General features: G+C 37.1%; 27 protein-coding genes and 1 riboswitch. Of the genes, 19 read left to right on the forward strand and 8 right to left on the reverse strand.

The window, feature by feature from the left end:
• Window positions 1–146 precede the first annotated feature (146 nt).
• The 6 genes from EM808_RS08585 to EM808_RS08610 all read left to right on the forward strand — a co-directional run bounded on the left by EM808_RS08585 (window position 147) and on the right by EM808_RS08610 (window position 6,676).
• Window positions 147–1,826 carry a glycerol-3-phosphate dehydrogenase/oxidase gene (locus EM808_RS08585; RefSeq protein WP_127737761.1) on the forward strand — a complete coding sequence of 560 codons (1,680 nt, stop codon included), beginning with the start codon at window positions 147–149 and terminating at the stop codon, window positions 1,824–1,826.
• An 858-nt stretch (window positions 1,827–2,684) separates the two neighbouring features.
• Window positions 2,685–2,770, forward strand: a riboswitch (ZMP/ZTP riboswitch).
• Window positions 2,771–2,807: 37 nt separating this feature from the next.
• Window positions 2,808–3,644, forward strand: a complete 837-nt coding sequence (locus EM808_RS08590; protein ID WP_127737762.1) for a bifunctional 5,10-methylenetetrahydrofolate dehydrogenase/5,10-methenyltetrahydrofolate cyclohydrolase — start codon at window positions 2,808–2,810, stop codon at window positions 3,642–3,644.
• A gap of 192 nt (window positions 3,645–3,836) precedes the next feature.
• Window positions 3,837–4,037: a cold-shock protein gene (locus tag EM808_RS08595; RefSeq protein WP_127737763.1), complete on the forward strand. Its 201-nt coding sequence runs from the start codon at window positions 3,837–3,839 to the stop codon at window positions 4,035–4,037.
• Window positions 4,038–4,368: 331 nt separating this feature from the next.
• Window positions 4,369–5,835, forward strand: coding sequence for a DEAD/DEAH box helicase (locus tag EM808_RS08600; protein WP_164849598.1), 1,467 nt, complete (start codon window positions 4,369–4,371; stop codon window positions 5,833–5,835).
• Window positions 5,836–5,943: 108 nt separating this feature from the next.
• On the forward strand, window positions 5,944–6,144 hold the full coding sequence (locus EM808_RS08605; RefSeq protein ID WP_127737764.1) for a cold-shock protein: 201 nt from the start codon (window positions 5,944–5,946) through the stop codon (window positions 6,142–6,144).
• Between the two features lie 130 nt (window positions 6,145–6,274).
• Complete coding sequence (locus tag EM808_RS08610; RefSeq protein WP_127737765.1) at window positions 6,275–6,676, forward strand: cytosolic protein; 402 nt, start codon at window positions 6,275–6,277, stop codon at window positions 6,674–6,676.
• A gap of 44 nt (window positions 6,677–6,720) precedes the next feature.
• On the opposite strand, the gene EM808_RS08615 is transcribed toward EM808_RS08610, so the two are convergent.
• Window positions 6,721–7,014, reverse strand: coding sequence for a DUF6509 family protein (locus EM808_RS08615; RefSeq protein ID WP_127737766.1), 294 nt, complete (start codon window positions 7,012–7,014; stop codon window positions 6,721–6,723).
• A 345-nt stretch (window positions 7,015–7,359) separates the two neighbouring features.
• Here EM808_RS08615 and EM808_RS08620 point away from each other — a divergent pair, with 345 nt between their 5' ends.
• Complete coding sequence (locus tag EM808_RS08620) at window positions 7,360–7,563, forward strand: cold-inducible protein YdjO-related protein (RefSeq protein ID WP_182104154.1); 204 nt, start codon at window positions 7,360–7,362, stop codon at window positions 7,561–7,563.
• 33 nt (window positions 7,564–7,596) lie between these two features.
• Here EM808_RS08620 and EM808_RS08625 read toward each other — a convergent pair whose 3' ends face one another.
• From EM808_RS08625 to EM808_RS08635, 3 genes are all read right to left on the reverse strand, one after another.
• Window positions 7,597–8,286: an LrgB family protein gene (locus EM808_RS08625; protein ID WP_127737768.1), complete on the reverse strand. Its 690-nt coding sequence runs from the start codon at window positions 8,284–8,286 to the stop codon at window positions 7,597–7,599.
• Complete coding sequence (locus EM808_RS08630; RefSeq protein WP_225314679.1) at window positions 8,283–8,660, reverse strand: CidA/LrgA family protein; 378 nt, start codon at window positions 8,658–8,660, stop codon at window positions 8,283–8,285. Before EM808_RS08630 ends, EM808_RS08625 begins: the two co-directional genes overlap by 4 nt.
• Window positions 8,661–8,838: 178 nt before the next feature.
• Window positions 8,839–9,714 (reverse strand): LysR family transcriptional regulator, encoded by an 876-nt coding sequence (locus EM808_RS08635; protein ID WP_127737770.1) that lies wholly within the window; start codon window positions 9,712–9,714, stop codon window positions 8,839–8,841.
• A 175-nt stretch (window positions 9,715–9,889) separates the two neighbouring features.
• Here EM808_RS08635 and EM808_RS28535 point away from each other — a divergent pair, with 175 nt between their 5' ends.
• A complete protein-coding gene (locus EM808_RS28535) occupies window positions 9,890–10,039 on the forward strand; it encodes a hypothetical protein (protein WP_164849599.1) in 150 nt (49 codons plus the stop codon).
• Between the two features lie 83 nt (window positions 10,040–10,122).
• Here EM808_RS28535 and EM808_RS08640 read toward each other — a convergent pair whose 3' ends face one another.
• The gene (locus tag EM808_RS08640) at window positions 10,123–10,449 is read right to left on the reverse strand and encodes a hypothetical protein (RefSeq protein WP_127737771.1); all 327 of its coding nucleotides are present in this window, start codon (window positions 10,447–10,449) and stop codon (window positions 10,123–10,125) included.
• A gap of 230 nt (window positions 10,450–10,679) precedes the next feature.
• Here EM808_RS08640 and EM808_RS08645 point away from each other — a divergent pair, with 230 nt between their 5' ends.
• The 3 genes from EM808_RS08645 to EM808_RS08655 all read left to right on the forward strand — a co-directional run bounded on the left by EM808_RS08645 (window position 10,680) and on the right by EM808_RS08655 (window position 13,668).
• On the forward strand, window positions 10,680–11,207 hold the full coding sequence (locus EM808_RS08645; protein ID WP_127737772.1) for a pyrophosphohydrolase domain-containing protein: 528 nt from the start codon (window positions 10,680–10,682) through the stop codon (window positions 11,205–11,207).
• Window positions 11,208–11,451: 244 nt separating this feature from the next.
• The gene (locus EM808_RS08650; RefSeq protein ID WP_127737773.1) at window positions 11,452–12,072 is read left to right on the forward strand and encodes a TetR/AcrR family transcriptional regulator; all 621 of its coding nucleotides are present in this window, start codon (window positions 11,452–11,454) and stop codon (window positions 12,070–12,072) included.
• 84 nt (window positions 12,073–12,156) lie between these two features.
• Window positions 12,157–13,668, forward strand: a complete 1,512-nt coding sequence (locus EM808_RS08655) for an MDR family MFS transporter (protein ID WP_127737774.1) — start codon at window positions 12,157–12,159, stop codon at window positions 13,666–13,668.
• 67 nt (window positions 13,669–13,735) lie between these two features.
• Here EM808_RS08655 and EM808_RS08660 read toward each other — a convergent pair whose 3' ends face one another.
• Window positions 13,736–14,023 (reverse strand): late competence development ComFB family protein, encoded by a 288-nt coding sequence (locus EM808_RS08660; protein WP_225314680.1) that lies wholly within the window; start codon window positions 14,021–14,023, stop codon window positions 13,736–13,738.
• A 127-nt stretch (window positions 14,024–14,150) separates the two neighbouring features.
• Between EM808_RS08660 and EM808_RS08665 the strand changes: the two genes are divergently transcribed.
• Both EM808_RS08665 and EM808_RS08670 read left to right on the forward strand, forming a co-directional pair.
• Window positions 14,151–14,807, forward strand: a complete 657-nt coding sequence (locus EM808_RS08665) for a DUF3885 domain-containing protein (protein WP_127737775.1) — start codon at window positions 14,151–14,153, stop codon at window positions 14,805–14,807.
• Between the two features lie 124 nt (window positions 14,808–14,931).
• On the forward strand, window positions 14,932–15,195 hold the full coding sequence (locus tag EM808_RS08670; RefSeq protein ID WP_127737776.1) for a spore coat protein: 264 nt from the start codon (window positions 14,932–14,934) through the stop codon (window positions 15,193–15,195).
• Window positions 15,196–15,238: 43 nt separating this feature from the next.
• Here the strand turns inward: EM808_RS08670 and EM808_RS08675 are convergent, their stop codons facing one another.
• Both EM808_RS08675 and hpaB read right to left on the reverse strand, forming a co-directional pair.
• On the reverse strand, window positions 15,239–15,742 hold the full coding sequence (locus EM808_RS08675; RefSeq protein ID WP_127737777.1) for a YhcN/YlaJ family sporulation lipoprotein: 504 nt from the start codon (window positions 15,740–15,742) through the stop codon (window positions 15,239–15,241).
• Between the two features lie 163 nt (window positions 15,743–15,905).
• Complete coding sequence (gene hpaB, locus EM808_RS08680) at window positions 15,906–17,381, reverse strand: 4-hydroxyphenylacetate 3-monooxygenase, oxygenase component (protein WP_127737778.1); 1,476 nt, start codon at window positions 17,379–17,381, stop codon at window positions 15,906–15,908.
• Between the two features lie 446 nt (window positions 17,382–17,827).
• Here hpaB and EM808_RS08685 point away from each other — a divergent pair, with 446 nt between their 5' ends.
• The 6 genes from EM808_RS08685 to EM808_RS08710 all read left to right on the forward strand — a co-directional run bounded on the left by EM808_RS08685 (window position 17,828) and on the right by EM808_RS08710 (window position 23,083).
• Window positions 17,828–18,010: a hypothetical protein gene (locus tag EM808_RS08685; protein WP_127737779.1), complete on the forward strand. Its 183-nt coding sequence runs from the start codon at window positions 17,828–17,830 to the stop codon at window positions 18,008–18,010.
• A gap of 167 nt (window positions 18,011–18,177) precedes the next feature.
• Window positions 18,178–18,621 carry a disulfide oxidoreductase gene (locus EM808_RS08690; RefSeq protein ID WP_225314681.1) on the forward strand — a complete coding sequence of 148 codons (444 nt, stop codon included), beginning with the start codon at window positions 18,178–18,180 and terminating at the stop codon, window positions 18,619–18,621.
• A gap of 427 nt (window positions 18,622–19,048) precedes the next feature.
• Window positions 19,049–20,512 (forward strand): sugar porter family MFS transporter, encoded by a 1,464-nt coding sequence (locus EM808_RS08695; protein WP_127737780.1) that lies wholly within the window; start codon window positions 19,049–19,051, stop codon window positions 20,510–20,512.
• A gap of 246 nt (window positions 20,513–20,758) precedes the next feature.
• Window positions 20,759–21,742 carry a ketoacyl-ACP synthase III gene (locus EM808_RS08700; RefSeq protein ID WP_127737781.1) on the forward strand — a complete coding sequence of 328 codons (984 nt, stop codon included), beginning with the start codon at window positions 20,759–20,761 and terminating at the stop codon, window positions 21,740–21,742.
• A 112-nt stretch (window positions 21,743–21,854) separates the two neighbouring features.
• Window positions 21,855–22,046: a hypothetical protein gene (locus EM808_RS08705; protein WP_127737782.1), complete on the forward strand. Its 192-nt coding sequence runs from the start codon at window positions 21,855–21,857 to the stop codon at window positions 22,044–22,046.
• Window positions 22,047–22,243: 197 nt separating this feature from the next.
• Entirely contained in the window at window positions 22,244–23,083 is an 840-nt protein-coding gene (locus EM808_RS08710; protein WP_164849600.1) for a glycosyltransferase family 2 protein, read from the forward strand.
• Window positions 23,084–23,103: the final 20 nt, after the last annotated feature.

Below are 23,103 nucleotides of genomic sequence, written 5' to 3' on the forward strand. Positions count from 1 at the left end.
TGAATATATATATAATTATGTTATAATAAACACAAGTTAATAAAATGTCCGGAGATTTGGAGAGACCACAAAGTCGTTATCGCGTATTGGTAATGATTCTTTGTGGTCTCTTTTTTGTTGGGCATTATTCTTAGGAGGACATCCAAATGAAAACGAATCGTAACTTCTTAAAAAAACAGCTTCAGGAAAACAAATTTGATGTGCTAGTCATTGGTGGAGGGATAACTGGTGCTGGGATTGCGCTTGATGCATCAACAAGAGGGATGAAAACAGCATTAGTGGAAATGCAGGATTTCTCTGCAGGCACATCAAGCAGATCAACAAAGCTTGTCCATGGAGGACTTCGCTATTTAAAACAGTTTGAAGTGAAAATGGTAGCAGAGGTTGGTAAGGAAAGAGCGGTCGTTTACGAAAATGGTCCACATGTTACAACTCCAGAATGGATGCTTCTTCCTTTTCATACTGGCGGCACATTTGGAAAATTCACAACAAGTATTGGCTTGCGAGTTTATGATTTCCTTGCAGGTGTCAAGAAAAGGGAAAGAAGAAAAATGTTCACAAAAGATCAGACGCTTGCAAAAGAGCCTCTTATTAAAAAAGAAGGGCTAAAAGGCGGCGGTTATTATGTGGAATACCGTACAGATGACAGCAGATTAACGATTGAAGTAATGAAGGAAGCGATCGAAAAAGGGGCAACTCCATTAAACTATACGAAAGTGGAAAATCTGATTTATGACAACGAAGGAAAAGTTAATGGAGTAAATGTAACGGATATGTTAACAGGAGAAACCTATTCGGTTTTTGCTGATATAGTTGTTAATGCAGCAGGACCATGGGTGGACACGATTAGAGAAAAGGATGGCAGTAAAAAAGGGAAAACATTGCAGCTTACAAAAGGTGTGCATATCGTCATTGACCAATCTGTTTTCCCGTTAAAACAAGCCATTTACTTTGATACACCAGATGGCAGAATGGTATTTGCTATTCCAAGGAACGGTAAGGCGTATGTTGGCACAACAGATACCTTCTATAAGGAAGATCCAGTGAATCCTGCGATGACAGTGGAGGATCGCACATATATTCTTAACGCGATAAAATATATGTTCCCAGCAGTTACTATTACAGAAAATGATGTAGAATCAAGCTGGGCTGGGGTTAGACCATTAATTTTGGAGGATGGAAAGGATCCATCAGAAATCTCAAGAAAGGATGAGATTTGGGTATCAGATTCTGGTCTAGTGACAATTGCAGGAGGTAAGTTGACGGGGTATCGTAAAATGGCCGAAACCGTCCTTGAGCTTGTCAGTAAGAAATTAACAGAAAAGGGTAAGAGCTTTAGCGGCTGTCAAACAAAGCATTTGCCGATATCAGGAGGAAAAGTTGGTGGTTCAGCCAACTTTGAAAGCTATATGGAAAAGATCATTCCAGAAGGTATAAATGCTGGTTTGACAAGAGAAGACGCTGCGACAATTGCGAAAATGTACGGAAGCAACGCACCAGACATTTACAGCATGGTGAAGGAAAAGCAAGCAGTGGCACAACAGTTTAACTTACCTGTCCTGCTATGGGCGAAAATCCATTATGCCATGCAGCGCGAACTCGCGATGACACCAGTCGACGTTCTGCTTCGTAGAACGGGGATGCTCTTATTTGACATAACAGAAGCATTAAAACATAAAGAATCTGTTCTAGCATATATGGCAAACTATTACGAATGGGATCAAGCAGAACAACAATTTCACAAGCAACAACTCGAAAAAGAAATTCAACACGCAACAATACCAGCAGATTTACAATCAGCCGAGCTTTTAAATAATATAATGTAATTAAAAAAGAGGGTTTAACTTAAGGAATTCTAGAAAAAACTGAACTATTTTAACGTTAATAGTTCGGTTTTTTTCGATTATAATAATTGAAAACCCTAGTGAAATGGAGCGGAGGCCAATCGGCTCCTGCTTAGAAATAGAGGACGCTTTAGACCCCACAGGTTAAACCGAGGAGGCACCATTCCTCCCCGCGGATAGTAAGTATTGTTGAGCACAATGGAACGAACTCATCTTAGGAACATACTCTATTACTAATCTTATGTTGGGTTGTTGTTTACAGCTAGATTATGGATATTATTACTAATATTCAGTACGGTTGACAAAATGTAAATAATAGGGTATTCTATATCTTGTATGTATTTGAGGCAAGAACGGATTAGTACAATAAAAGTAAAAGATTTTGTGTAAAGTTATGTAGATGCAAACCAACCAGGAACAGTTGAAATATAGAATAAACACCACTTTAACAATCTTCTCCAAAAATCACATTAAAATAATCTTCCATATGCGGATTAAACCCTTCCAAAAAATTATTCTCAGTTAATGTTATTTTTGCCGCCGTTCTAACTGATAGAACCTAAATTCACACTGGCACGGCCTCGGAGCCGTAAGGATGAAAGAGAGGTAGGGCTTTCATTGTTTTAGGCAATGGCACTAATAGTAGTGCATTCCTTAAATATATGCCAATAAAAGTGCAAGATTTTACATAGGTCTACTTTCTTCATATAATAATGAGCAAAGATCTATTGCTAGCACTCACCACTGGGCATCTCCTAAATTAACAGGAGATGCCTTTTTTCATGTCAAAACTTGTTTTCATAAAATGAGAGCTATGTTATTATAACCTAGTAAATAGATTCGTTTCGCAGTGACTGACGACAATAATGGAATGAACCATATGGGAGCTGTGAAAAGGTGTATAGCCGGTCGTCTGGGCAAAAGGTGATAAACCTTTCTAACACAATACCTGGAGGGATATACATGTCTGAGAAAGTAATATTAGATGGAAATGTAGTAGCAAATGCTGTAAAGGAAGAATTGAAAAGCAGAATCGATGCACTAAAGACGAAAGGAATCACACCATGTCTTGCAACGATCCTTGTTGGTGAAGATCCATCTTCCGCTACTTATGTACGCATGAAAGGAAATGCGTGTGCTAAGCTTGGAATTGACAGCAAAAAAATCCATTTAGACAAAGAGACAACAACAGAACAGCTGCTTGAGACCATCCAATCTTTAAATGAAGATAGTAACGTACATGGAATTTTGCTTCAGCATCCTGTACCTGACCATATTGATGAAAGAAAGGCATTTGAAACAATTGCTATAGATAAGGACGTTGATGGTGTAACAAGCCTAGGCTATGGACAAACAGCCTTGGGCTTCGGAAAGTACCCATCCTGTACACCTGCTGCTATACTGAAAATAATGGAGCATTATGGGATTGACGCAAGCGGAAAGCATGCAGTCGTAGTTGGCAGAAGCCCTATCCTTGGTAAGCCAGTATCAGCATTGCTTTTAAATGAAGATGCAACCGTAACAACATGTCATTCTCGCACTAAAAACCTGGCTGAGCATGTCAAACAGGCTGATATTGTTGTTGCAGCAGTAGGTAAGCCTAACTTTATTCAAGGTGACTGGATTAAACCAGGAGCTGTTATACTTGATGCGGGCTACAATAAAGGTAATGTTGGAGATGTTGATTACGAGGCTTGTCTTGCAAATGCATCAGCAATAACTCCCGTTCCAGGCGGTGTAGGTCCCGTTACAATCAGTATGCTTTTGAAGCATACAGTTGATTCAGCAGAAGGAAAATAAAAAAAGTTAATTGACAAAAGTCCATATTGAAGATATGATGTATATAACGCTTGTAAGTTCGGTATATGTTTTTTAAGGATTGTTGGTCATGGTTGCAAATACAGCCTATGTCCGAAAAGGTAGCGATGCTTCACTGATTCCTAAGATTTATATAAGTTCTTAAAGGTGTAACACAATTTTGGAGGTTTTACAATGAACACAGGTAAAGTAAAATGGTTTAATGCAGAAAAAGGTTTCGGTTTCATCGAGTCTACTGAAGGACAAGACGTATTCGTTCACTTCTCCGCTATCCAATCAGAAGGTTTCAAAACTTTAGAAGAAGGCCAAGAAGTAACTTTCGAAATCGTTGAAGGTAACCGTGGACCTCAAGCTTCTAACGTAAACAAAGCTTAATAATTTTTAGATTAAAGGTGATGCCTTTCCTTAATGCATCACCTTTTTTTAGTGTAGTACGCTATCGCTCCACAGGACCAATCATTTTCATCAGGAATTTAAATCCCCTAATACTTTTTCCAGAATGTTTTGGAACATGAAAAAAAGTGAATGGAAGTGGAGAGTATATATTTATCATAATTATACAAAGCTCTTGCTCCAATATTTCTCAAGATTAGATTATTTAAATGCCTACCAATTTGGGTAAAATAGGCTAGGGAATCCAATGTGGACGACCAACATTCTTTAAAAGTATTTAAGGCAATGAGCAATAACGAAGGAGGAAAAAGTATTGACGACTTTTTCAGATTTTAATTTAAGCAGCAGTTTAGAAAAAGCATTATCCAATATGGGTTTTGAAGAGCCAACACCAATTCAAGCACAGGCGATTCCGATTGGTCTTGCAGGTAAAGATATGATTGGACAGGCACAAACAGGAACAGGTAAAACAACAGCATTCGGTGTCCCTCTTTTGGAAAAAATCGAAGTTGGTAAAGCTGTTCAAGGTCTTGTTATCGCTCCAACTAGAGAATTGGCTGTACAGGTTGCAGAAGAACTTAACCGTATCGGTGCAGTAAAAGGTATCCGTACATTGCCAATCTATGGTGGACAAGATATTAACCGCCAAATTCGCGGACTAAAGAAAAAGCCGGAAATTATCGCGGCAACTCCTGGACGTCTTATCGACCATATTGAAAGAAAAACAATTCGTCTTCAAGATACAAAAATGATCGTTTTGGACGAAGCAGATGAAATGCTAAATATGGGCTTCATCGAAGATATCGAAAGAATCTTGAGTGAAACACCAAAAACACGTCAAACTTTACTTTTCTCAGCAACAATGCCAAAAAGAATTCAATCATTGGCAGAGCGCTTCATGGTGGAGCCAGAGCTTGTTAAGGTTAAAGCAAAAGAAATGACGGTTACAAATATTGAACAACACTTTATTGAGCTGCAAGAACGCCAAAAATTTGATGTACTATGCAGTCTTCTTGATATCCAATCACCAGATCTTGCGATTGTATTCGGAAGAACGAAAAAACGTGTTGATGAAGTAGTGGAAGGATTAATCAAACGTGGATATTCTGCAGAAGGAATCCATGGTGATATTCCTCAAGGTAAAAGGGATCAAGTAATCCGTCGCTTCAAGGAGCAAACAATTGATATCATGGTAGCAACAGATGTAGCTGCCCGCGGATTAGATATTAGCGGTGTAACACATGTTTACAACTTTGATATTCCACAAGATCCAGAAAGCTATGTTCACCGTATTGGTCGTACTGGCCGTGCTGGTAAAAAAGGTTATGCAGTAACATTTGTATCTCCAAGAGAAGTAGATCACCTTCGCATCATTGAAAATGTAACGAAGAAAAAAATGGTTAAAAACCCAATTCCATCAACTACTGATGTATTGGCAGGAAACCAACAGGCAACAATCAACAAAATCCAAAAAACGGTTGAAGAGAACCAATTCGCAGAATATAAGCGTATTGCGGAAACTTTACTGGAAGAAACGGATTCTGTTACATTGCTTGCAAGTGCATTAAAGCTTCTTACAAAAGAGCCGGATGCAACGCCAGTTAGATTAACTGCTGTTGAACCGCTTCGTTCTAAAAAGCCAAAAGGTGACCGTTCTGGCGGCGGCGGACGTCGTCGTAGTGGTGACAGAGGCGGACGTGGATATGATCGCAACCGTGGCGGCGGCAACGGCGGCGGCGGAGAAAGAAGAAGCAGAAACAGAAATAGAAATAGAGACTAATAAAAAATATTTTCTGGATTATGTTTAATTTCTCGTCATAATGGTTAAAATGTACAAATGAAGGATATAAATGTATATCCTGGTTATTTAAATCTAGGAGGCAATAAAATGGCAACAGGTAAAGTAAAATGGTTTAACTCAGAAAAAGGTTTTGGATTTATCGAAGTAGAAGGTGGAGATGATGTATTCGTACATTTTTCTGCAATTCAAACAGACGGTTTCAAAACATTAGATGAAGGCCAAGAAGTTAACTTTGATATTGAAGATGGCGCACGTGGCCCACAAGCTGTTAACGTAACAAAACTTTAATATGCTTATCTCAAAGAACCCTGTATGTACAGGGTTCTTTTTCGCATTGTTCATTTTTTAGGTTAATGTTTTTTGCGAAATGGACAAAGTCTGTTACAATTAAGGCTGATTAAGAAAGAGGTGCTTATATATGAAGGAATATACTGTTGAATTTCATAAAGAAGACGGTATGGAAAATATTACAGTCCAAAAATTAAGCGAAGAGGACTTCAATCGTGTCACAAGCGGTGGAACTAGACAGCTGTTTGAGCTTGATACAAATATCGGCTTTTTCATCTATTTTGATGCAGTGGATGAAAGTGGCAAAGAATCTTATTTAGTCCTTCAATATGAAGAGGAGAATGAATCTCCATCAGCTTGCTATTCATTTGAGTTAAAGGATTTTTATCAGTTTATTGCATTGCATTTGAATGATCTGCAAATTGATGAGGATGAAGAGGAAGAAGCGGATGAACAAGAATTTGGTCCAATTCATTACCTTGCACATTTAATGCATCATATTGTTGAAGACGGAAAGTCTGTGGAAGTATAAGCAGAGAAAAAGGAGCAGGATTAGCCTGCTCCTTTTTATGTAGATTAAGCCTCTTCTGATGCATAGTGGCTGCTGCAAAAGCTGTGAATCTCTTGGAGCTCTTCATCCTCTAAAGCAAAGTCTAAGTACTTATCCTGACTGCTGTTATGGAAATGATAATTTAAAACCTTCATTTCCTTCTCATCAACGAAAAATAATACCTTCAGCTCAACTGCTCCGTCCTCAAACAGCTCATCATCTTCCTCTTCTTCAAGCTGTAAGATAAATTCATAACGGTCTCCTGATAAAATACCTGTAGGATCTTGAAGCTTTTCAACTGTGTATTCTGTTATATTCATTTGTGTTAGCCTCCTATGTTAATACTTGCTAGTATTTGAAAGTATCGGTGAATTTATTGCACACTCGAAAATAATATCATATTGCTTTCAGGATAGCTAATGCTTTTCATTTGAAATGAAATATGTTACTATGAAATATTAAATATTTGACTTTTTTTTATAAATGTGCTATAATAATAAGATAGGTTAAAAGATAGATATGTTTTGTCACTTGTTTTTTAAGGTCTAGTCTGTAGATTTCTTACGTTTACAAGTGATTTTTTATTTTTATCGGCTCGAACGTACTCTGGCATTGTATCCAGAGCCGAAACAAACAAAAGCTTCATGGAGGTGTTTCATTTGGCAATGGGTTTTGGCCGGAAGAATAACGAGGAAGTTGTAAAAGAAGAAGTAGTAATTTGGGATTGTGTATCTGAAACATGTAAGTGCTGGATACGAGACAATTTTAAAAGCAGTGAAACACCGAAATGCCCAATTTGCGGCAGTGATATGGCACAAACGACTAGAGAATTACAAGTCGTCAATAATAATAGCATTTATTCAAAATAAAAAACTAAAATCCTTTTGGATTTTAGTTTTTTTTTAACTCGTTATATTCATTAATAATGGGATGAGAGAGCTACCCCAAATAACCGTAATCCACGCAGCTAATATCATCGCAAGTGTTGAAAAGGTTGCTTCCTGTTCTCCAAATTCCATTGCTTTTGTTGTTCCTACACCATGTGCACCCATACCTAACGCTAAGCCTCTGGCTATCGGTGATTTCAATGACAAAAATTTAATCGCATATGGGCCGATAATTCCTCCAATGATTCCTGTCAGAATAACAAATACTGTTGTTAATGGCGGCAGCCCGCCGATTTCCTGTGAAACTTCTATTGCAATTGGAGTCGTAATCGAACGCGGCAGGATACTGATCATAAAATCAGGTCTTAAGTGAATGAACATAGAAAAGAAATAAGAAGAAACAATAGCAACAACCGTTCCAGTTGTGACGCTTATAAGCATGACACCAAAGTATTTCTTCAGCAAATGCTTATGTTTATAAATTGGCACTGCAAATGCTATTGTTGCAGGACCAAGCAGATGAGTTAAAAATCTGGAAGCATCTGTATAGTTGCCAGCAGGTATATGCAGGCAGCTGATAACAAGTATCAACATTAATGGTGCCAGCAGGAGTGGGTGCAATAAGGGATTTTTCCACTTTTTATAGCTCCACTTTGTCAGCCTGTATAATAAATAGGTTAACGCTGTAAACAGTAAAATATTCATTTATGAAAACTTCTCTTTCTATTATAGATTTTTTCGGCTGTAAAACCTGTCGCACCCATGACTATAAAGGTACTGACAGCAATGAGAAGTACTGTTTCGACGCCTTTCATGTTAAAAATCTCTTCATAATTAACGATTCCAACTGCTGAAGGAATAAAAAACAGCAGTAGCTCTGCTAACAGCCAGGCAGCTCCTTGCTCCACCCATTTTAATTTAATCCAGCCAAGCTGCAATCCTATAAATAAAAAAATGAGACCAATCATGGATGCCGGCAGTGGAACTGACACAACCATTTTTATTCCCATTCCTAGAAAAAGAAAAAGATGTATAAAAGCAATTTGCCCAATTATTATGATTAGTTTCAATACAATCACCTTCCTAATGTCAATCAATGAAAGTACATATTTCAAAAGATTAACTATATGGATATAATACGATGATTGTTGGTATTCGTAAAATACATAATAATTATAATTAATATAACTATAAGTTATGATGAGGCCGTGAGATGACAAAAGGAGGAAGGGGGAGGGAAGAAGGGCAGAAGGGCAGCTACTGCTGAAGAATAAAGTCTATAAACCTTCTTCCGGCGACAGAAAGATAGCGGTCTTTTTTTGTTATGACAGCCAATTGCCAGTTTGTTACTGGCTTTAAATCCATAAATCGTACTTGATTGTTCGTAGTTCTGCTGCATATTGATTCTGGGAGCATGGAGATTCCTAGGTTTGCTGCCACTATTTCAATCATAAAGTCCCATTGTGAGCTTTTGAAAATAATGTTTGGCTCAAATCCTTCATTAATAAAGCCTCTTTTCATCATTTCATACAGTGCAAACTCTTCGCTATAAAAAATAAATTCCTCCTCTTTCAGCTCCTTCATATGGACTTGGTTTCGATCTGCAAGCTTATGCTGTTCATTTACAATTAGTTTGATTTCTTCACTTACAAGATGAAAAACGTTAAAGGAAGATTCATCGGTTAGCGGCAATACAGCGATACCAATTTCAAACTCGCCTTCTTCCACACTCTTAACAACTTTAGCAGCTCCATATTCTTTTATATTGATATGAATATTTGGATAGGCTTTATGAAATGCAGCAATTACTTTAGGAAAGAATAAACTCCCAATCATTGGCGGAATGCCTATTGTAATGCTTCCTCTTGCAAGATTTGTCATGTCATGAAGAGTAGTTGCCATCTCATCCATTTGCGCCATAATTTTTTGTGCATATTCGTACACAATCTGACCGGCATCTGTTAATTCATGGGTTTTATTGGAGCGGTTAATGAGTGTCATTCCAATCTCTTCTTCTAAGCTTTTGATCCCCTTGCTTAAAGCAGGCTGTGAAATATGCAATTTTTCTGATGCTCTTGTCATGCTCTTTTGTTTAACCACTTCAACAAAATACATAAGCTGCCTAATATCCATGTTTCTCCTCTATTCTTCGCTTGTTTAATGTTTATTATTGTACTCTACTAGTTGAAAAAGGAACAGGTAAATATTATTATTTCAAAAAAAGATCAAAAATATCGGGATTAGGCGTTTATAGTTAGCGGCAGGAGGGTATAAACACGTTAGAATGAACGAAAAGGGTGTGGAAGCTATGAATACTTATGAGCTGAAAACGAAAAGAAAGCATTCTGACTGGAAAAATAATTTAATGGCGCAAAAGAAGTATGAAAAATTAATTACGAAGAAAACTATTGTGGAATTTATCACAAACAATATTAACCGCAATAAGGAACAGCATTAAGCGTTTATGTGAAATATATGATCTCAGGCTGTTTTTGCAGAAAATGCTAAACAGCCTGAAAATAGTATCTAAAGTGAGCGCAATTATTTCAGCGCGGAAGGTTCCATTATATAATCTTCAAAAACTTTTTCTATGATTGCATTTTCCTCAATATAATTTGTACTTTCAAAATGTTTGATTCGCACAATATAAACAGACTTAACAAACATATGAAGTGCTTCATCCTCGGTTAAAGCATCAATCTTTTCGATTAATACTCGGTCGGATATATAGTTAACAATTCGACTCAGAAATTCTTTTGGATAATCCTTTGGCAGTTTTCCGGTTTCTTCTGTAAAGATACCTCCTTGACCTTCAATTTCGACATGACGTATAACCTCTGATAATTCTTTAATACTGAATATATCCACTGATTCAACACCTCTTTCCTCTAGTATTATAACAGGGGTTTAAATGCTAGTAAATTAGTGTTTTTTCACTTGATTATTATGTTTACAGCTGCTTGGTCTAAAACGTTGTTATATAAAAGAAAATCGCGTGATTTTTTTGGGGATTTCAAAAAAAAACAGAATGTAAGTCCCATATTGGGAACAATAATGGTAAAATACTCATGGTAGACTATTGATAAAGGGAGTACGGTATGGCTAACGAACAAAATAAAGATTTAAACATAATGTATAAGATGGTAAAGGATTTTCATCAGGCATTTGGCCACCAAGTAGGAGAAAGTCCAAAGCCGATTGCGGAAAAAACTGCTGTTAACAGAGCTGTTTGGACAGGAGAAGAGCTTGTGGAATTCCTTTACGCTACTGCAGCAGGTGAGGAAGAGAAATTCCAGGAATTATTCCAGCAATTTCTTAAAGGACTCCATAAAGCAGCAGATAAAATGATGACAGAGAAAAAACCTGTCGATGATGTGCTTGTGGCACAAATGGATGCATTAACAGATGTGGAATATTTCAATCAAGGCAGCTTTGTTATTGCCGGAGTTGAACCGTTCAATTTATTCAATATTGTCCAAGAGGCAAATATGGGCAAGCTATTTGAAGATGGAAAACCGAGATTCAGGGAAGAAGATGGAAAGATCATTAAGCCGCCAAATTGGGAAAAGGATTTTGCCCCTGAAGGTCGTTTAAAAGAAGAAATTGACAAGCAAAAGAACAGATAATGTGTTACCACATATGGAGCTAGGAGGTCATTCTTTAAAAGGATTTCTCCTAGCTCTTTGTTTGTTCATTTACTTTTCCATATAAAGGGTGAAACATCATGTAAGAAAAATGCCCCTAAAAATTAGCAATCACGAAAATGACACATTGTCATGTTTTTATGTTGACATATGACACTGTGTCACATATAATAAATTTTGTTACTAGATATGACACAGTGTCATATGAAGAGAGTAGGGTTATGTTATGCCAAAACAAACTTTTTTTCACTTAGCTCAGGATAAGCAGGATACACTAATACTTGCTGCTAAAGAGGAGTTTTCAAGAGTGCCGCTCCATGAAGCTTCCATTGCAAATATTATTAAAAGTGCAGGTATTCCAAGAGGTAGCTTTTATCAATATTTTGATGATAAAGAGGATTTGTATTTCTATTTATTGAGCGAAACCTCTAAAAAAAATACCGGAAAATTTCTGTTGATATTACAGGAAAACAATGGTGACTTGTTTAAAACGTTTATTGAGTCCTTTAGATTTATGGTAAGTACTCATAAAGATAAAGACCAAGCAAATTTTTTTAAAAATGCTTTCTTGAATATGAACTATAAATTGGAGAATACTTTAGCCAATAATGTATATGAAGAAAACCAAAAAAGTCATTTTGAGAACATTTCTAAATCAATTGATAAAAGCATGCTGAATATAGAGGATGAAAGTGAATTACATCACATGGTAAGGGTAATGACTGCTGTTACCTTTCATAATTTAGTGCAAATGTTTGTGAAGGATCTTACCGCAAAAGAAGCAGAAAACAGCTATTTGATGCAAATGAAGCTGCTAAAAAGAGGATTTTGCAAGACAGAGTGTTAAGGCGAACAACATAAAGTAGCTGCGAGTAAAGCAAACTAAAGGTAAATAACATGATTAGTTAAAAACAGTGAGGAGATAAATTAGATGGATTCAAGTTTACAACAAAAAAAACCCCCCTATTTGATGATTGCTATACTTTTTGTGGGAGCCTTCGTTTCATTTTTGAATAACTCCCTTTTAAACGTTGCGCTGCCATCCATTATGGTAGATTTAAAAATTGACGATTATTCAACAGTACAGTGGTTGTCAACAGGCTATATGCTTGTGAGTGGTATATTGATTCCTGCTTCAGCCTTTCTTTTGACCCGTTTTTCAAACAGAAGCCTATTTATTACATCAATGGCTATCTTTACGGCAGGTACGGCGTTGGCAGCATTTGCGCCTAACTTCGGCACATTGCTTGCTGGACGTATGATCCAAGCTGCAGGATCTTCTGTAATGGGTCCTTTACTTATGAATATTATGTTAATCAGTTTCTCCCGTGAAAAACGTGGAGCTGCAATGGGTATCTTCGGATTAGTTATGATTACGGCTCCTGCAATCGGACCAACATTATCTGGTTATATCGTAGAGTATTACGATTGGAGACTTCTTTTTGAAATGATTCTTCCACTAGCTGTTATTAGCTTGCTGCTTGCAGTATGGAAGCTGAAAAACGTTATGAATCAAAACAAAAATGCAACACTTGATTATATTTCAATTGTGTTATCAACTATCGGATTTGGCGGTTTGCTTTATGGATTTAGTTCTGCAAGCTCTGACGGCTGGACAGATCCAATTGTGCTAACAACATTAATTGCCGGTGCACTAGCTTTAGCTGCATTCATTATCCGCCAATTAAAAATGGAAGAGCCGCTGCTTGACCTGCGTGTATATAAATATCCAATGTTTGCGCTTGGCTCCGTCATTGCCATCGTTAATGCTGTTGCCATGTTCTCAGGGATGATATTAACTCCAGCATACGTGCAGAACGTAAGGGGGATTTCACCACTTGATTCAGGGTTAATGATGCTTCCTGGTGCAATTATTATGGGAATAATGTCACCAATTACTGGAAGACTGTTTGATAAGTTTGGACCTCGTGTTTTAGCAGTCATTGGCCTTGCTATCACAGGATTGTCCACATATATGCTGGCACATCTGCAGCTTGATTCAACACATACGTATATCATACTTGTGTATACACTTCGTATGTTCGGAATGTCGATGGTAATGATGCCAATTATGACAAATGGTTTAAATCAGCTTCCTACACGTCTGAATCCACATGGAACAGCTGTTAATAATACAGCACAGCAGGTATCAGGTTCCATCGGGACAGCAATATTAGTTACCATCATGAATACTGTGACAAAAAACAACGCAGAAAGCATGATGGCAGGTGTAGACCCTGCAACAATCACACAATCCTCTGCAGCGCTGATTACGCAGAAAGCATTGTTAGAAGGTATTCAATATTCCTTTTACGTAACACTTGTAATTAATATTATTGCATTGATTCTTGCCTTCTTTGTTAAACGTGCTGATACAAGCGAAAGTGCAGTGAAAGAGCTTGAAAAACAAAGCAATGCAACAACAAAGCCTGCAACTAACTAAAGAAATGAAGAAAAACCAGGCGATTGCCTGGTTTTTCTTTTATAGGTCGTAATATAAGTATGAGCCATCAATGTTCGTCCAAATGTTTTGGATAATTTCCAACAAGATAAATCGCACTGATGATTCGTTTGTTAATCCATTTACGGTTTTCGTCTGTGTTTAATTGCTCAAAAACATGCTCTCTGCCTTTATCTGTTGTAACATAATGGTGTGGCAGATTATTTAAGCTGTATGCAATTATATCCATTTTACATTTTTCACATTTACAAAAAAGCTGAAAATCGGGACTGAGCAATAAATAGGTTACGAGAGACTCGACGATTTCTTCCATGACATTTAAGTATTTTCTATCCATAGCTATTCCCCCACAAATGCACTATATTTGTTATATCGGCAAATTCCATGATTTTTTCACTTAGTTATAAACATTTGTTTATCGAATCAAAAAATATTTTTATTTATTTAGCGAAGGAGAAGCTGTTTTGACTAACCAGGTTAATGCATTTTTACAAAGCTATTTTAAAGATTTAGAATTGAAACCACCGTTATTTTACAGCTGGAATTATGGATTAAGATTTGAAATCGCAGATCCAATCAAATGGAATGAAAAGGGTGGTATGAGCCAAGCTTATGAACGTTCCACCACATTATTCAATGAGGTGTTTGCAATCGACGATAACATTATTTTTGTGACAGATGTCCATACTTTCAAAAGCAACAAGTATCTGCAGAAGCGTCCACTGAATGTATATTCTAAATTCATAAAAAGTAAACAAAAATTATATCAATTATCTCACCAAACACTTCCTGAATTGGAGGAGGAAGATGGAGTTACCCATCGGTTTAGTCTTATTTGTAACAAGTCCGAAATAAGATATGCTTCCTTGCTTAAGGCAATATGCCATGAAGATATGGGTGATTCGCAAACTATTCTAAGAGGAGATAGGCGGATTGGCTATAACATTTACTTGATAAATGACACGAAGCAGATAATTTATCACCTGTATGATGATCGTGGGTGTGATATTATCGCTGCAGGTAAACGCAGCCTGCACGCGATTTATAAGAATTATAATCATTGGTTACTGGATTATGATCGAGAAAAAATGTCTTCCTTGTTTGCACCAAGCAACATGTAAAGACAATCTATCGAAAAAAAAACATGTCCTTTTTATTTTTCCTCCTCAATTAGTGAATTCACCTAGACAAAATAAGGGCTGGGTGAATATCGTATTAAGGATTACAGGAGGAGGTAATATAGAGATGAATGAGATAGCTGCAAATTATCCAATTAACAGTACTGATTTAAGAAGACCATTTGGAAGGCCTTTTGGTTTTGGCCATTTTGGCTATGGTAGAAGACCGTGGGGATACCGTCCGTATGGATTTGGCTTTCCTTTCGCTGCAGGACTTCTTGGAGGTCTTGCTGCTGGATCACTTATCGGTGGACCATATGGATATGGGTATCCATATGGGGGATACCCGTACCCATACACATATCCAGCCTACCCTTACTATCCTTATTAATATAAAGAGATGCCCATCCTACTGGATGGGCATCTTTCTTTTGTTAGCGTGAATTAGGGAAAACTCTTCTGATTGTTTCGACAAATTCGTCATATAAACCGCTGATTGGTTTTCCATCTTCAATGTCATTAGCATAATTTGAAAATCGATCAAAAAAATCGGGGTTAGAGGATACGTACACGTTATCGATGTCCTTATCTGTATCTTTCACACGATCGGCAATTTTATCCTCTAGCTTATTTGTTACACCGTTTTCTTGATTGCCTTCAAGCTGGACAGCAACAAAGGCATTTTCGTCTGTTTTCATCACGACAGCACGCTTGACTTCTTTCATATCTTTTACTTTATCTGCTGCTTTGTCTGCGACATCTAGGTTGGCTTTTTTACGCTCATCTGTTTTATAGCCAACACTATTATCTCTTAAATTGTTTGCAGTATTATTATTATCATCATTCATGGCTGTGTTATTATTATCGTCATCATTGCCACAACCTGTCATGATTGTCATTAGAGCAGCAACTGCAAGCATATGCTTCACTTTTTTCATGGTGATTTGCCTCCTTGTATATGATTCAAATTAAGTTTTCCCGAGAACTTAATTTAATATGTACAAGAAATCAACCATATCCGTTTAAAGCTATTGTCTAACGACCATCCTAATAATATCTCCAATGTTGAAAATTCCTTTAGATCAACATTAAAAAATGGAGTTAGATTGGCTGTTGATTTGTCGGATTGTCATCTTCTGAATTTCCTAATTGTAAGAAGTTACTTACAGAGCGTACATGCTCATCCAAAGCATAATTTCGGTACAAGCTGCTAGCAGATCTTACTGGATCGCCAAAGAAAAATCTTTCATACTGTGTTTGTCTCGAGCCAAAAGCACTCATCGTTAAATCCCAGCCTAAACGAAAAATTTTATTGCGGTCAACTGCCTGTTTATTTGCACCCTGCAAATACTGAAGTAAATCCTTTCTAATCTCAGATTGAAAGGCTGCTTCTGTCGGTAATGTAACGAGTCCGCTCGCCCCAAGTAATTGAATGATTTCAACAAATCTAGGGTAATTTTTTGAAAAAATATTGCTGGAAACCTGAAGGGGAGTAATGCTGGGTACTAGGCCCCCCCAATTATCGTAACTTGCATCGTTCTCAGATTTGTCTAATAACGCTTTCATCGTTTCAAGTGTAATGATGATTTCCGCCATTTTTTCTTGTATATGAGTGTATTCTCTTATATCAATTGTATCAATGATTAATTCGGCAATTCCCAATAAAAATTCCGTTTTGACGATTTGCCTAATTAAAACTTGATGTAATGCGAAATGATGGAAGGAGCTGTTGTTTAAAAATTCGTTTGCTGCATCTAAATTGTCATAATAAAATACACGGCTCCATGGAACCAATACATCGTTAAATACAAGGATACAATCCATTTCCTCGTATCGAGAGCTTAATGGATGATCGATTTGAGATTTCCCGCCTGCAAATGACTCTCTGCCAATAAACTTAAGTCCAGGTGTATTAGAAGGAATACTGAAGGCGAATGCCTCATTTTTATCATACTTTGGTGCACCAAAAACAAGCACCTCGTCTGTTATGCCACCCTGTGTTGCCAAAAGACGCGCTCCCTTTATAACTAATCCTTCAGAGGTACGAGCGATGACTTTAGCAGAGATAGGTTCTTTTGCATCTTCTAAAAATATTTGTGACCGATTCACCTGTGGGGTAATAAAAGTATGGGTAAAAGTCAAGTCACGCTCTCTAGCTTCTTTATAAAGGCGTACAATGTTTTCAGGGAAACAATTTTCCTTGCCTGCAAGCAGACTTGCTGATGAAGCCAAACTCATTACCGCTGTATTTAAATAATCAGGACTTCTGCCCATCATCCCGAAGCTTGCTTTTGCCCAACATTCCATCATTTTACGGCGCTTATATAAATCTTCCTTTGTTTTTGGCTGCAAATAGGACATTCCAATATGTTCGCCTGTATCCGGGGAAGGAAATGTCATTAGCTGCTTCAAATCTAAGCTTGTCTGCAAGTCATATAGTGCAGCTTTTTCCTTTAGTATTCCTTTAAATGCTGGATGTGTTGACAGCTTTTGCGTGACTTTTCTGCCGTCCAGCCAAATTTCTGGATTCAAGTTATCCATTCTTTCCATAAAAGCTTTCCCATTAATAGCCCCCATAAAAATCCTTCCCTCATATGATATTTAGTTAAAGTTATTTTATTGAAAATCATTGGTTATTGTTCCACGTTTTAATGTATATAGGTATGGGTTTAAAGAAATTAGTCAGGTGTATAGGGCGAATGTTAGATTGTTTGAAGAATTGTTGATACGATAAATATTGAGGGTCTGTTTTTTTTTACTTCTAATGGAAACTTAGGGCTGTTAATGTGCGATGTTCTTGGAGACTCAAAATTAGGCACCGTACATACTTGCAAAAAAGTTTAGAAAGTTTTTTAAGCATTTGTTAAAGGAGGAAATGATGTATCATTAGAAAACAGGACAGGAATTTATTGTCCTGTTTTTTTATATGCAAGTACACATTATATTTGAACATAGGGAATGTCATAAACATAAAAACATGGTTATATGCTATGGAGAGGCGCATGTTATTGGAGGTGATGCTTTTGGTAAGATTAAACACGCTGTATCAGGATAAAGGAAAAGGCTGGCAGTCTAAACAAATTATCTTTCAGATAGCACCATCCATTGGCGAGACAATTAAAATTGATAAAAGTTTTTACAAAATCACTAATATCATTCACCATGCAGAGGATGGCAGCTTGGAAGTAATTGCCCAAGCAGATTGAGCTGACGATTAAGGAGATAGGGACTTATAGTCAATACCTCCTTAATCATCTATAATAGTGAGGGATGAACAGGGAACTTGGTAATGAGAATCGATTCTTAGGGACAAGCTCTGACTAAAATATTATTATCATTAAGTGTTCGTTTAGCTATAAGGGAGGTAATTAATGTGGAAACAAAAAATAAAGAGAAACTGTTAATGGCAATATGGGTTGTCTCAACAATTGCCACGTTTGGAAGCTTGTTTTTTTCTGAAATTATGAAATTTGAGCCATGTAAACTATGCTGGCTTCAGCGAATATTTATGTACCCATTACCGATTATTGTCGGCTTAGCCATTATAAGAAAAGATTATAATCAAATTTGGAGCTTTTTAACGTTAGCAAGCATCGGCTTTGTTATTTCTGTCTATCACAATTACATTATGCTGTTTCCGCCAGAGCTAGGCTCATGCGGCAGGGTGTCATGCACAACGGATTATTTTCATTTATTAGGCTTTATTACTATACCGCTTATGGCTCTTATAGCATTTATTATTGTTATTGTTTTATGTATTATTGGCTTGAAAATGGACAAAAAGTCTACATTTATCGTTGGTGAAAATCAGGAATAAGCATGGGACTGAGACAAAATAATTTCTGCATTCAGACATTGGGCCATGTAATTATATTATTAGTATGGAATGAAAATTAAGTTCATTCCATTACGCACATAGACTCGCTCTATTCGCAGAAAGGTGTGGGGCTTCCTTGTCTTCGCCTGCGGGTACTCATCTCCCACAGGCGTCGAGTCGCCTCCATTATCAAACTGAATTATTTATGGATAACCGGCGAAATTGTTTTGTTTCAACATTGGCTTACATTCTTTTATCCCACTACCAACTTGCTTATATTTCTAAGGAAATTCCGGAAACAATAATAACTGCCTTTATTAATATATGTTTAAACACTCCCTCAAGAAGGTAAATAACTCGTACACACTTCCTTAACAGCAAAGGAAGCTGCGAATCTATATTTACATAAAAAAGGGTGAGGAATTAAATGAAGACTAGTGAGGAACCTGCTTTTGTAAAAACATCCGCAGCAAGCTCAAATGAAGGGCAGAAAAAGCAGAGGTTTTCACAAAAAACATATTTAAAATTGATTACATTTATTTCTACATTCGGTGGTCTTTTATATGGTTATGATACGGGTGTAGTAAATGGAGCACTGCCATATATGTCAAGAGAGGATCAGCTTAACTTATCTCCTTTTACGCAAGGGCTTGTTACGAGCTCCCTTCTGTTCGGGGCAGCATTCGGGGCCATTTTTGGAGGCAGGCTGTCTGACAGGAAAGGAAGACGCAAAACAATCATAAGTGTTGCATTTATTTTTCTTATCGCAACAATCGGTTGTTCGATTGCTCCAAATATGGAGATTATGGTTTTAAGCAGATTTATTTTAGGTCTTGCAGTCGGAGCAACATCTGTAACAGTACCTGCATTTTTAGCGGAGATGGCTCCTGCAGAAAAAAGGGGAAGACTTGTTACTCAGAATGAATTAATGATTGTCACAGGACAACTGCTTGCATACATATTCAATGCCGTTTTAGCGAACTCATTTGGCGATATGGGCAATATTTGGAGATATATGCTCGTTATTGCGACTCTTCCAGCAGTTTTATTATGGCTTGGAATGCTGATTGTTCCCGAAAGTCCACGCTGGCTAGCTTCTAAAGGCAACATAAAAGGAGCTTTACAAGTACTTGAAAAGATTAGGGAACGCATGCAAGCACGAAAAGAACTAGAAGAAATTGAGAATACGATTGTTAATGAAGGGAAAGTAAAAAAAGCAACTTTTAGAGATTTGAAGCTCCCTCATGTTCGCAGAATTATACTTATAGGAATAGGAATTGCGATGATCCAGCAGTTAACAGGAGTTAACTCTATCATGTATTATGGAACAGAAATATTGAAGGATGCAGGCTTTTCAACAGAAGCGGCCTTAATCGGTAATATTGCCAATGGAGTTATCTCTGTTGCTGCAACATTCGTTGGTATAGCCCTGCTTGACAAGGTAGGCAGAAGACCAATGCTGTTTATTGGTATGGTTGGGACAAGCACTTCACTCCTGCTTATTGGTATTATTTCGATGACAATGGAGGGTTCTTCCGTACTTCCGTATATTATCTTGAGCTTAACTGTTTTATTCTTAGCATTTCAGCAAGGTGCTGTCTCACCAGTAACTTGGTTGATGCAGTCAGAAATTTATCCACTTCATCTTCGTGGGTTAGCAATGGGTATTTCTATTTTCTGTCTGTTTATGATGAATTTCCTTGTAGGATTACTATTCCCTGTATTATTTGATGCATTTGGATTGGCAACTACTTTCTTCATCTTCGTTGGATTGGGATTAATAAGCTTATTTTTCATCAAACGATATGTACCTGAAACGAAAGGTCGTTCACTGGAAGAGATTGAGCAAACCTTTGCTAAATCACAGAAAAAATATGCTCAACAAGGTTAATAACGATGAAACGTTCCTAATAAAGGAACGTTTTTTTATGTTAACAGCCTGTTTTTTCTATTCATTGTCGCGAATACCTTCCTCCAATCATTTTATATAAAAGGTTTTCTGTGAAAAGAGGAGGAATTGAAAGTCAATACACCGCTGTTGACAAATAAAGTTCATTCGTAATAATATAAAATTAGTACCTGATACTAATAGTAGAATATAATAACTGGTTTTAAGTATAAAAAGGAGCGAACGGTAATGACTTCAAAAGCAAGGATTTCAGCAATTGGAACATATGTCCCTGAAAAGAGACTGACAAATAACGATCTTGCGAAAATGGTGGATACAAGTGATGAATGGATCATCCAAAGAACTGGCATAAAGGAAAGACGAATTGCAGGAGAAGAAGAGTTTGCTTCCACCTTGGCGATTAAGGCAATTGAAAACTTAGCTGCAAACAGCAACCAATCACTGCATGATGTTGACTTTATTATCGTTGCAACAACTACTGCTGATTATGGTTTTCCAAGTGTAGCAGCACAGATACAATCGCATTTTAAAATCGAGCAGACAGGTGCAATTGATTTAAGTGCAGCGTGTGCCGGATTCACATATGGTTTGCATTTAGCGAATAGTATGATTACATCAGGAATGCATAAGAAAATTCTTGTTGTTGCGACAGAAACTTTGTCCAAGGTGACAGACTATACGGACAGGACGACATGTATTCTGTTTGGTGACGGTGCTGGAGCATTTCTTGTTGAATATGATGAAGAAAATCCAAGCTTCCTCGCATCCCATATGGGCACAAATGGAGAAGGAGGCATTCATATTTATCGAACGGCACTTTCGGAAAAGATGAACGGAGAACCTTTAAACAACAGTGGGAAAATGGTTCAAAACGGCCGTGAGGTATATAAATGGGCGACAAGAACAATTCCAGCCTCCATGGATACTTTATTGAAAAAAGCAAATATGAAAAAAGAACAGCTGGATTGGTTCGTTCCTCACAGTGCAAATTTACGGATGATTGAATCCATTTGTGATAAATCTGGTGTACCAATTGAAAATGCCTTAACAAGCATGGTTCCATATGGAAACACCTCTTCAAGCTCCATACCATTAGCAATCCAGATAGGGCTCGATGAACAAAAAATCAAAAATGGAGACCATTTACTTTTATACGGATTTGGTGGCGGACTTACACATCTCGGGTTAATTATAAAATGGAATTTAGTTTAAAAAGCTACAGGGAAGAGCAATCTGCTCTTCCCTGTTTTTTTTGCTGCTTATCAAATGGTCCTGTTGTCCGATGTACCGTTATAATGGATCACTTTTAAAAGGAGCTTGTCTGATGAATGGTAAAAAAAGACTTATCCAAGCGAAATACAGGGCTAAAAAGAAGGAAATGCAGGAAAATAATAAATCGATTGCCGTTTTTTATCTTTTAGCTTTAATAGTGCTCATTTTGATGCAAAGTGATTTTGGAAGTAAGTCTATATTTCCTTTCGATGGAAATGGCAATTATACTTATTATAGCGAGTAATTAAAAATGAATAGAAATAGATAAGTCAGTCCTATACAAAGTGTACAGGGCTTTTTTTGTCGGAAATCCTTAAGCAATGTGCACAATTTATTAATACGCAAGAGCTGAAAAAGTGTATAAGGAAGATGTTTGAACATACCATTTCAAACCCTCTCTCATAGTATATAAAAGTAGTTATGAAATGGAGGGAAAATAGCTTGGATAATCTTATTACAGTCCTAATCCCGTTTTACAATCCTGGCAAATATATTATTGATGCTATTAGCAGTATATACGCACAAAATTATTTCTCCTGGAAAATTGTTTTAGTAGATGACGGCTCGACAGATGAGAGTACAGAGTTAGCAAAAAAATATCTTGTTGATCCAAGAATAACATATGTACGACATGACGAAAACAAGGGGCAATCGGTCAGCTTGAATACGGGACTTCAGCATATTGAAACACCCTTTTTTGTTCAGCTTGATCCAGATGACTGGCTTTATCCTGACACATTGCAAAGTTTAGCTGAAGAAGCGTTAAAGCAGCCAGAGGATGTTGCGGTAATTAGCGGCAATATTAATATTAGTTTTGAAGATGAAAATGGACAAGTTTATTTATCGCGAATAAAAAAAGGCAGGCATTATGATAATCCATATGCTTTTTTATTGGCAAATACATCTATTTGGCCGAGATGCTACAGAACCGCTGCTGTACGAGAGGTAGGAGGCTGGCCGACGGATGATCCTTATGGAGGCAGATATGTGGAAGACATTAGAATACTGCTTCTGTTGATTATGTCTTATCGTTTTTATTGGATAGATCAGCTTATGCTTTATCATCGCAGACATGAAAAAAATAACACAAATGAAAAAGATGAAACGGCTACTTCCTTAAGATCGCTTATAGAAGAAACATTAGTCAATTGGGGAGATGTATACAAGCCTGTCTTTAAATATGAAGATGGCTACATGATTCTGCATGGTCTTGAGGTTAATAAAGACAGTCAAGATGATAATATAGCAGAAATTATTACGGAAATACCAGAGTCAGAGTAAACGTAATAGTTAATGAAAAA

The organism is Niallia taxi, from assembly GCF_004005475.1.
Lineage (GTDB): Bacteria > Bacillota > Bacilli > Bacillales > Cytobacillaceae > Niallia > Niallia taxi.

What these genes read in the sequence shown, in the direction of transcription:
- EM808_RS08585 (WP_127737761.1), top strand. Translation starts at nt 147, where the DNA reads ATGAAAACGAATCGTAACTTCTTAAAAAAACAGCTTCAGGAAAACAAA.
- EM808_RS08590 (WP_127737762.1), top strand. Translation starts at nt 2,808, where the DNA reads ATGTCTGAGAAAGTAATATTAGATGGAAATGTAGTAGCAAATGCTGTA.
- EM808_RS08595 (WP_127737763.1), top strand. Translation starts at nt 3,837, where the DNA reads ATGAACACAGGTAAAGTAAAATGGTTTAATGCAGAAAAAGGTTTCGGT.
- EM808_RS08605 (WP_127737764.1), top strand. Translation starts at nt 5,944, where the DNA reads ATGGCAACAGGTAAAGTAAAATGGTTTAACTCAGAAAAAGGTTTTGGA.
- EM808_RS08610 (WP_127737765.1), top strand. Translation starts at nt 6,275, where the DNA reads ATGAAGGAATATACTGTTGAATTTCATAAAGAAGACGGTATGGAAAAT.
- EM808_RS08615 (WP_127737766.1), bottom strand. Translation starts at nt 7,014, where the DNA reads ATGAATATAACAGAATACACAGTTGAAAAGCTTCAAGATCCTACAGGT.
- EM808_RS08620 (WP_182104154.1), top strand. Translation starts at nt 7,360, where the DNA reads ATGGGTTTTGGCCGGAAGAATAACGAGGAAGTTGTAAAAGAAGAAGTA.
- EM808_RS08625 (WP_127737768.1), bottom strand. Translation starts at nt 8,286, where the DNA reads ATGAATATTTTACTGTTTACAGCGTTAACCTATTTATTATACAGGCTG.
- EM808_RS08635 (WP_127737770.1), bottom strand. Translation starts at nt 9,714, where the DNA reads ATGGATATTAGGCAGCTTATGTATTTTGTTGAAGTGGTTAAACAAAAG.
- EM808_RS28535 (WP_164849599.1), top strand. Translation starts at nt 9,890, where the DNA reads ATGAATACTTATGAGCTGAAAACGAAAAGAAAGCATTCTGACTGGAAA.
- EM808_RS08645 (WP_127737772.1), top strand. Translation starts at nt 10,680, where the DNA reads ATGGCTAACGAACAAAATAAAGATTTAAACATAATGTATAAGATGGTA.
- EM808_RS08650 (WP_127737773.1), top strand. Translation starts at nt 11,452, where the DNA reads ATGCCAAAACAAACTTTTTTTCACTTAGCTCAGGATAAGCAGGATACA.
- EM808_RS08655 (WP_127737774.1), top strand. Translation starts at nt 12,157, where the DNA reads ATGGATTCAAGTTTACAACAAAAAAAACCCCCCTATTTGATGATTGCT.
- EM808_RS08660 (WP_225314680.1), bottom strand. Translation starts at nt 14,023, where the DNA reads ATGGATAGAAAATACTTAAATGTCATGGAAGAAATCGTCGAGTCTCTC.
- EM808_RS08670 (WP_127737776.1), top strand. Translation starts at nt 14,932, where the DNA reads ATGAATGAGATAGCTGCAAATTATCCAATTAACAGTACTGATTTAAGA.
- EM808_RS08675 (WP_127737777.1), bottom strand. Translation starts at nt 15,742, where the DNA reads ATGAAAAAAGTGAAGCATATGCTTGCAGTTGCTGCTCTAATGACAATC.
- hpaB (WP_127737778.1), bottom strand. Translation starts at nt 17,381, where the DNA reads ATGGGGGCTATTAATGGGAAAGCTTTTATGGAAAGAATGGATAACTTG.
- EM808_RS08695 (WP_127737780.1), top strand. Translation starts at nt 19,049, where the DNA reads ATGAAGACTAGTGAGGAACCTGCTTTTGTAAAAACATCCGCAGCAAGC.
- EM808_RS08700 (WP_127737781.1), top strand. Translation starts at nt 20,759, where the DNA reads ATGACTTCAAAAGCAAGGATTTCAGCAATTGGAACATATGTCCCTGAA.
- EM808_RS08705 (WP_127737782.1), top strand. Translation starts at nt 21,855, where the DNA reads ATGAATGGTAAAAAAAGACTTATCCAAGCGAAATACAGGGCTAAAAAG.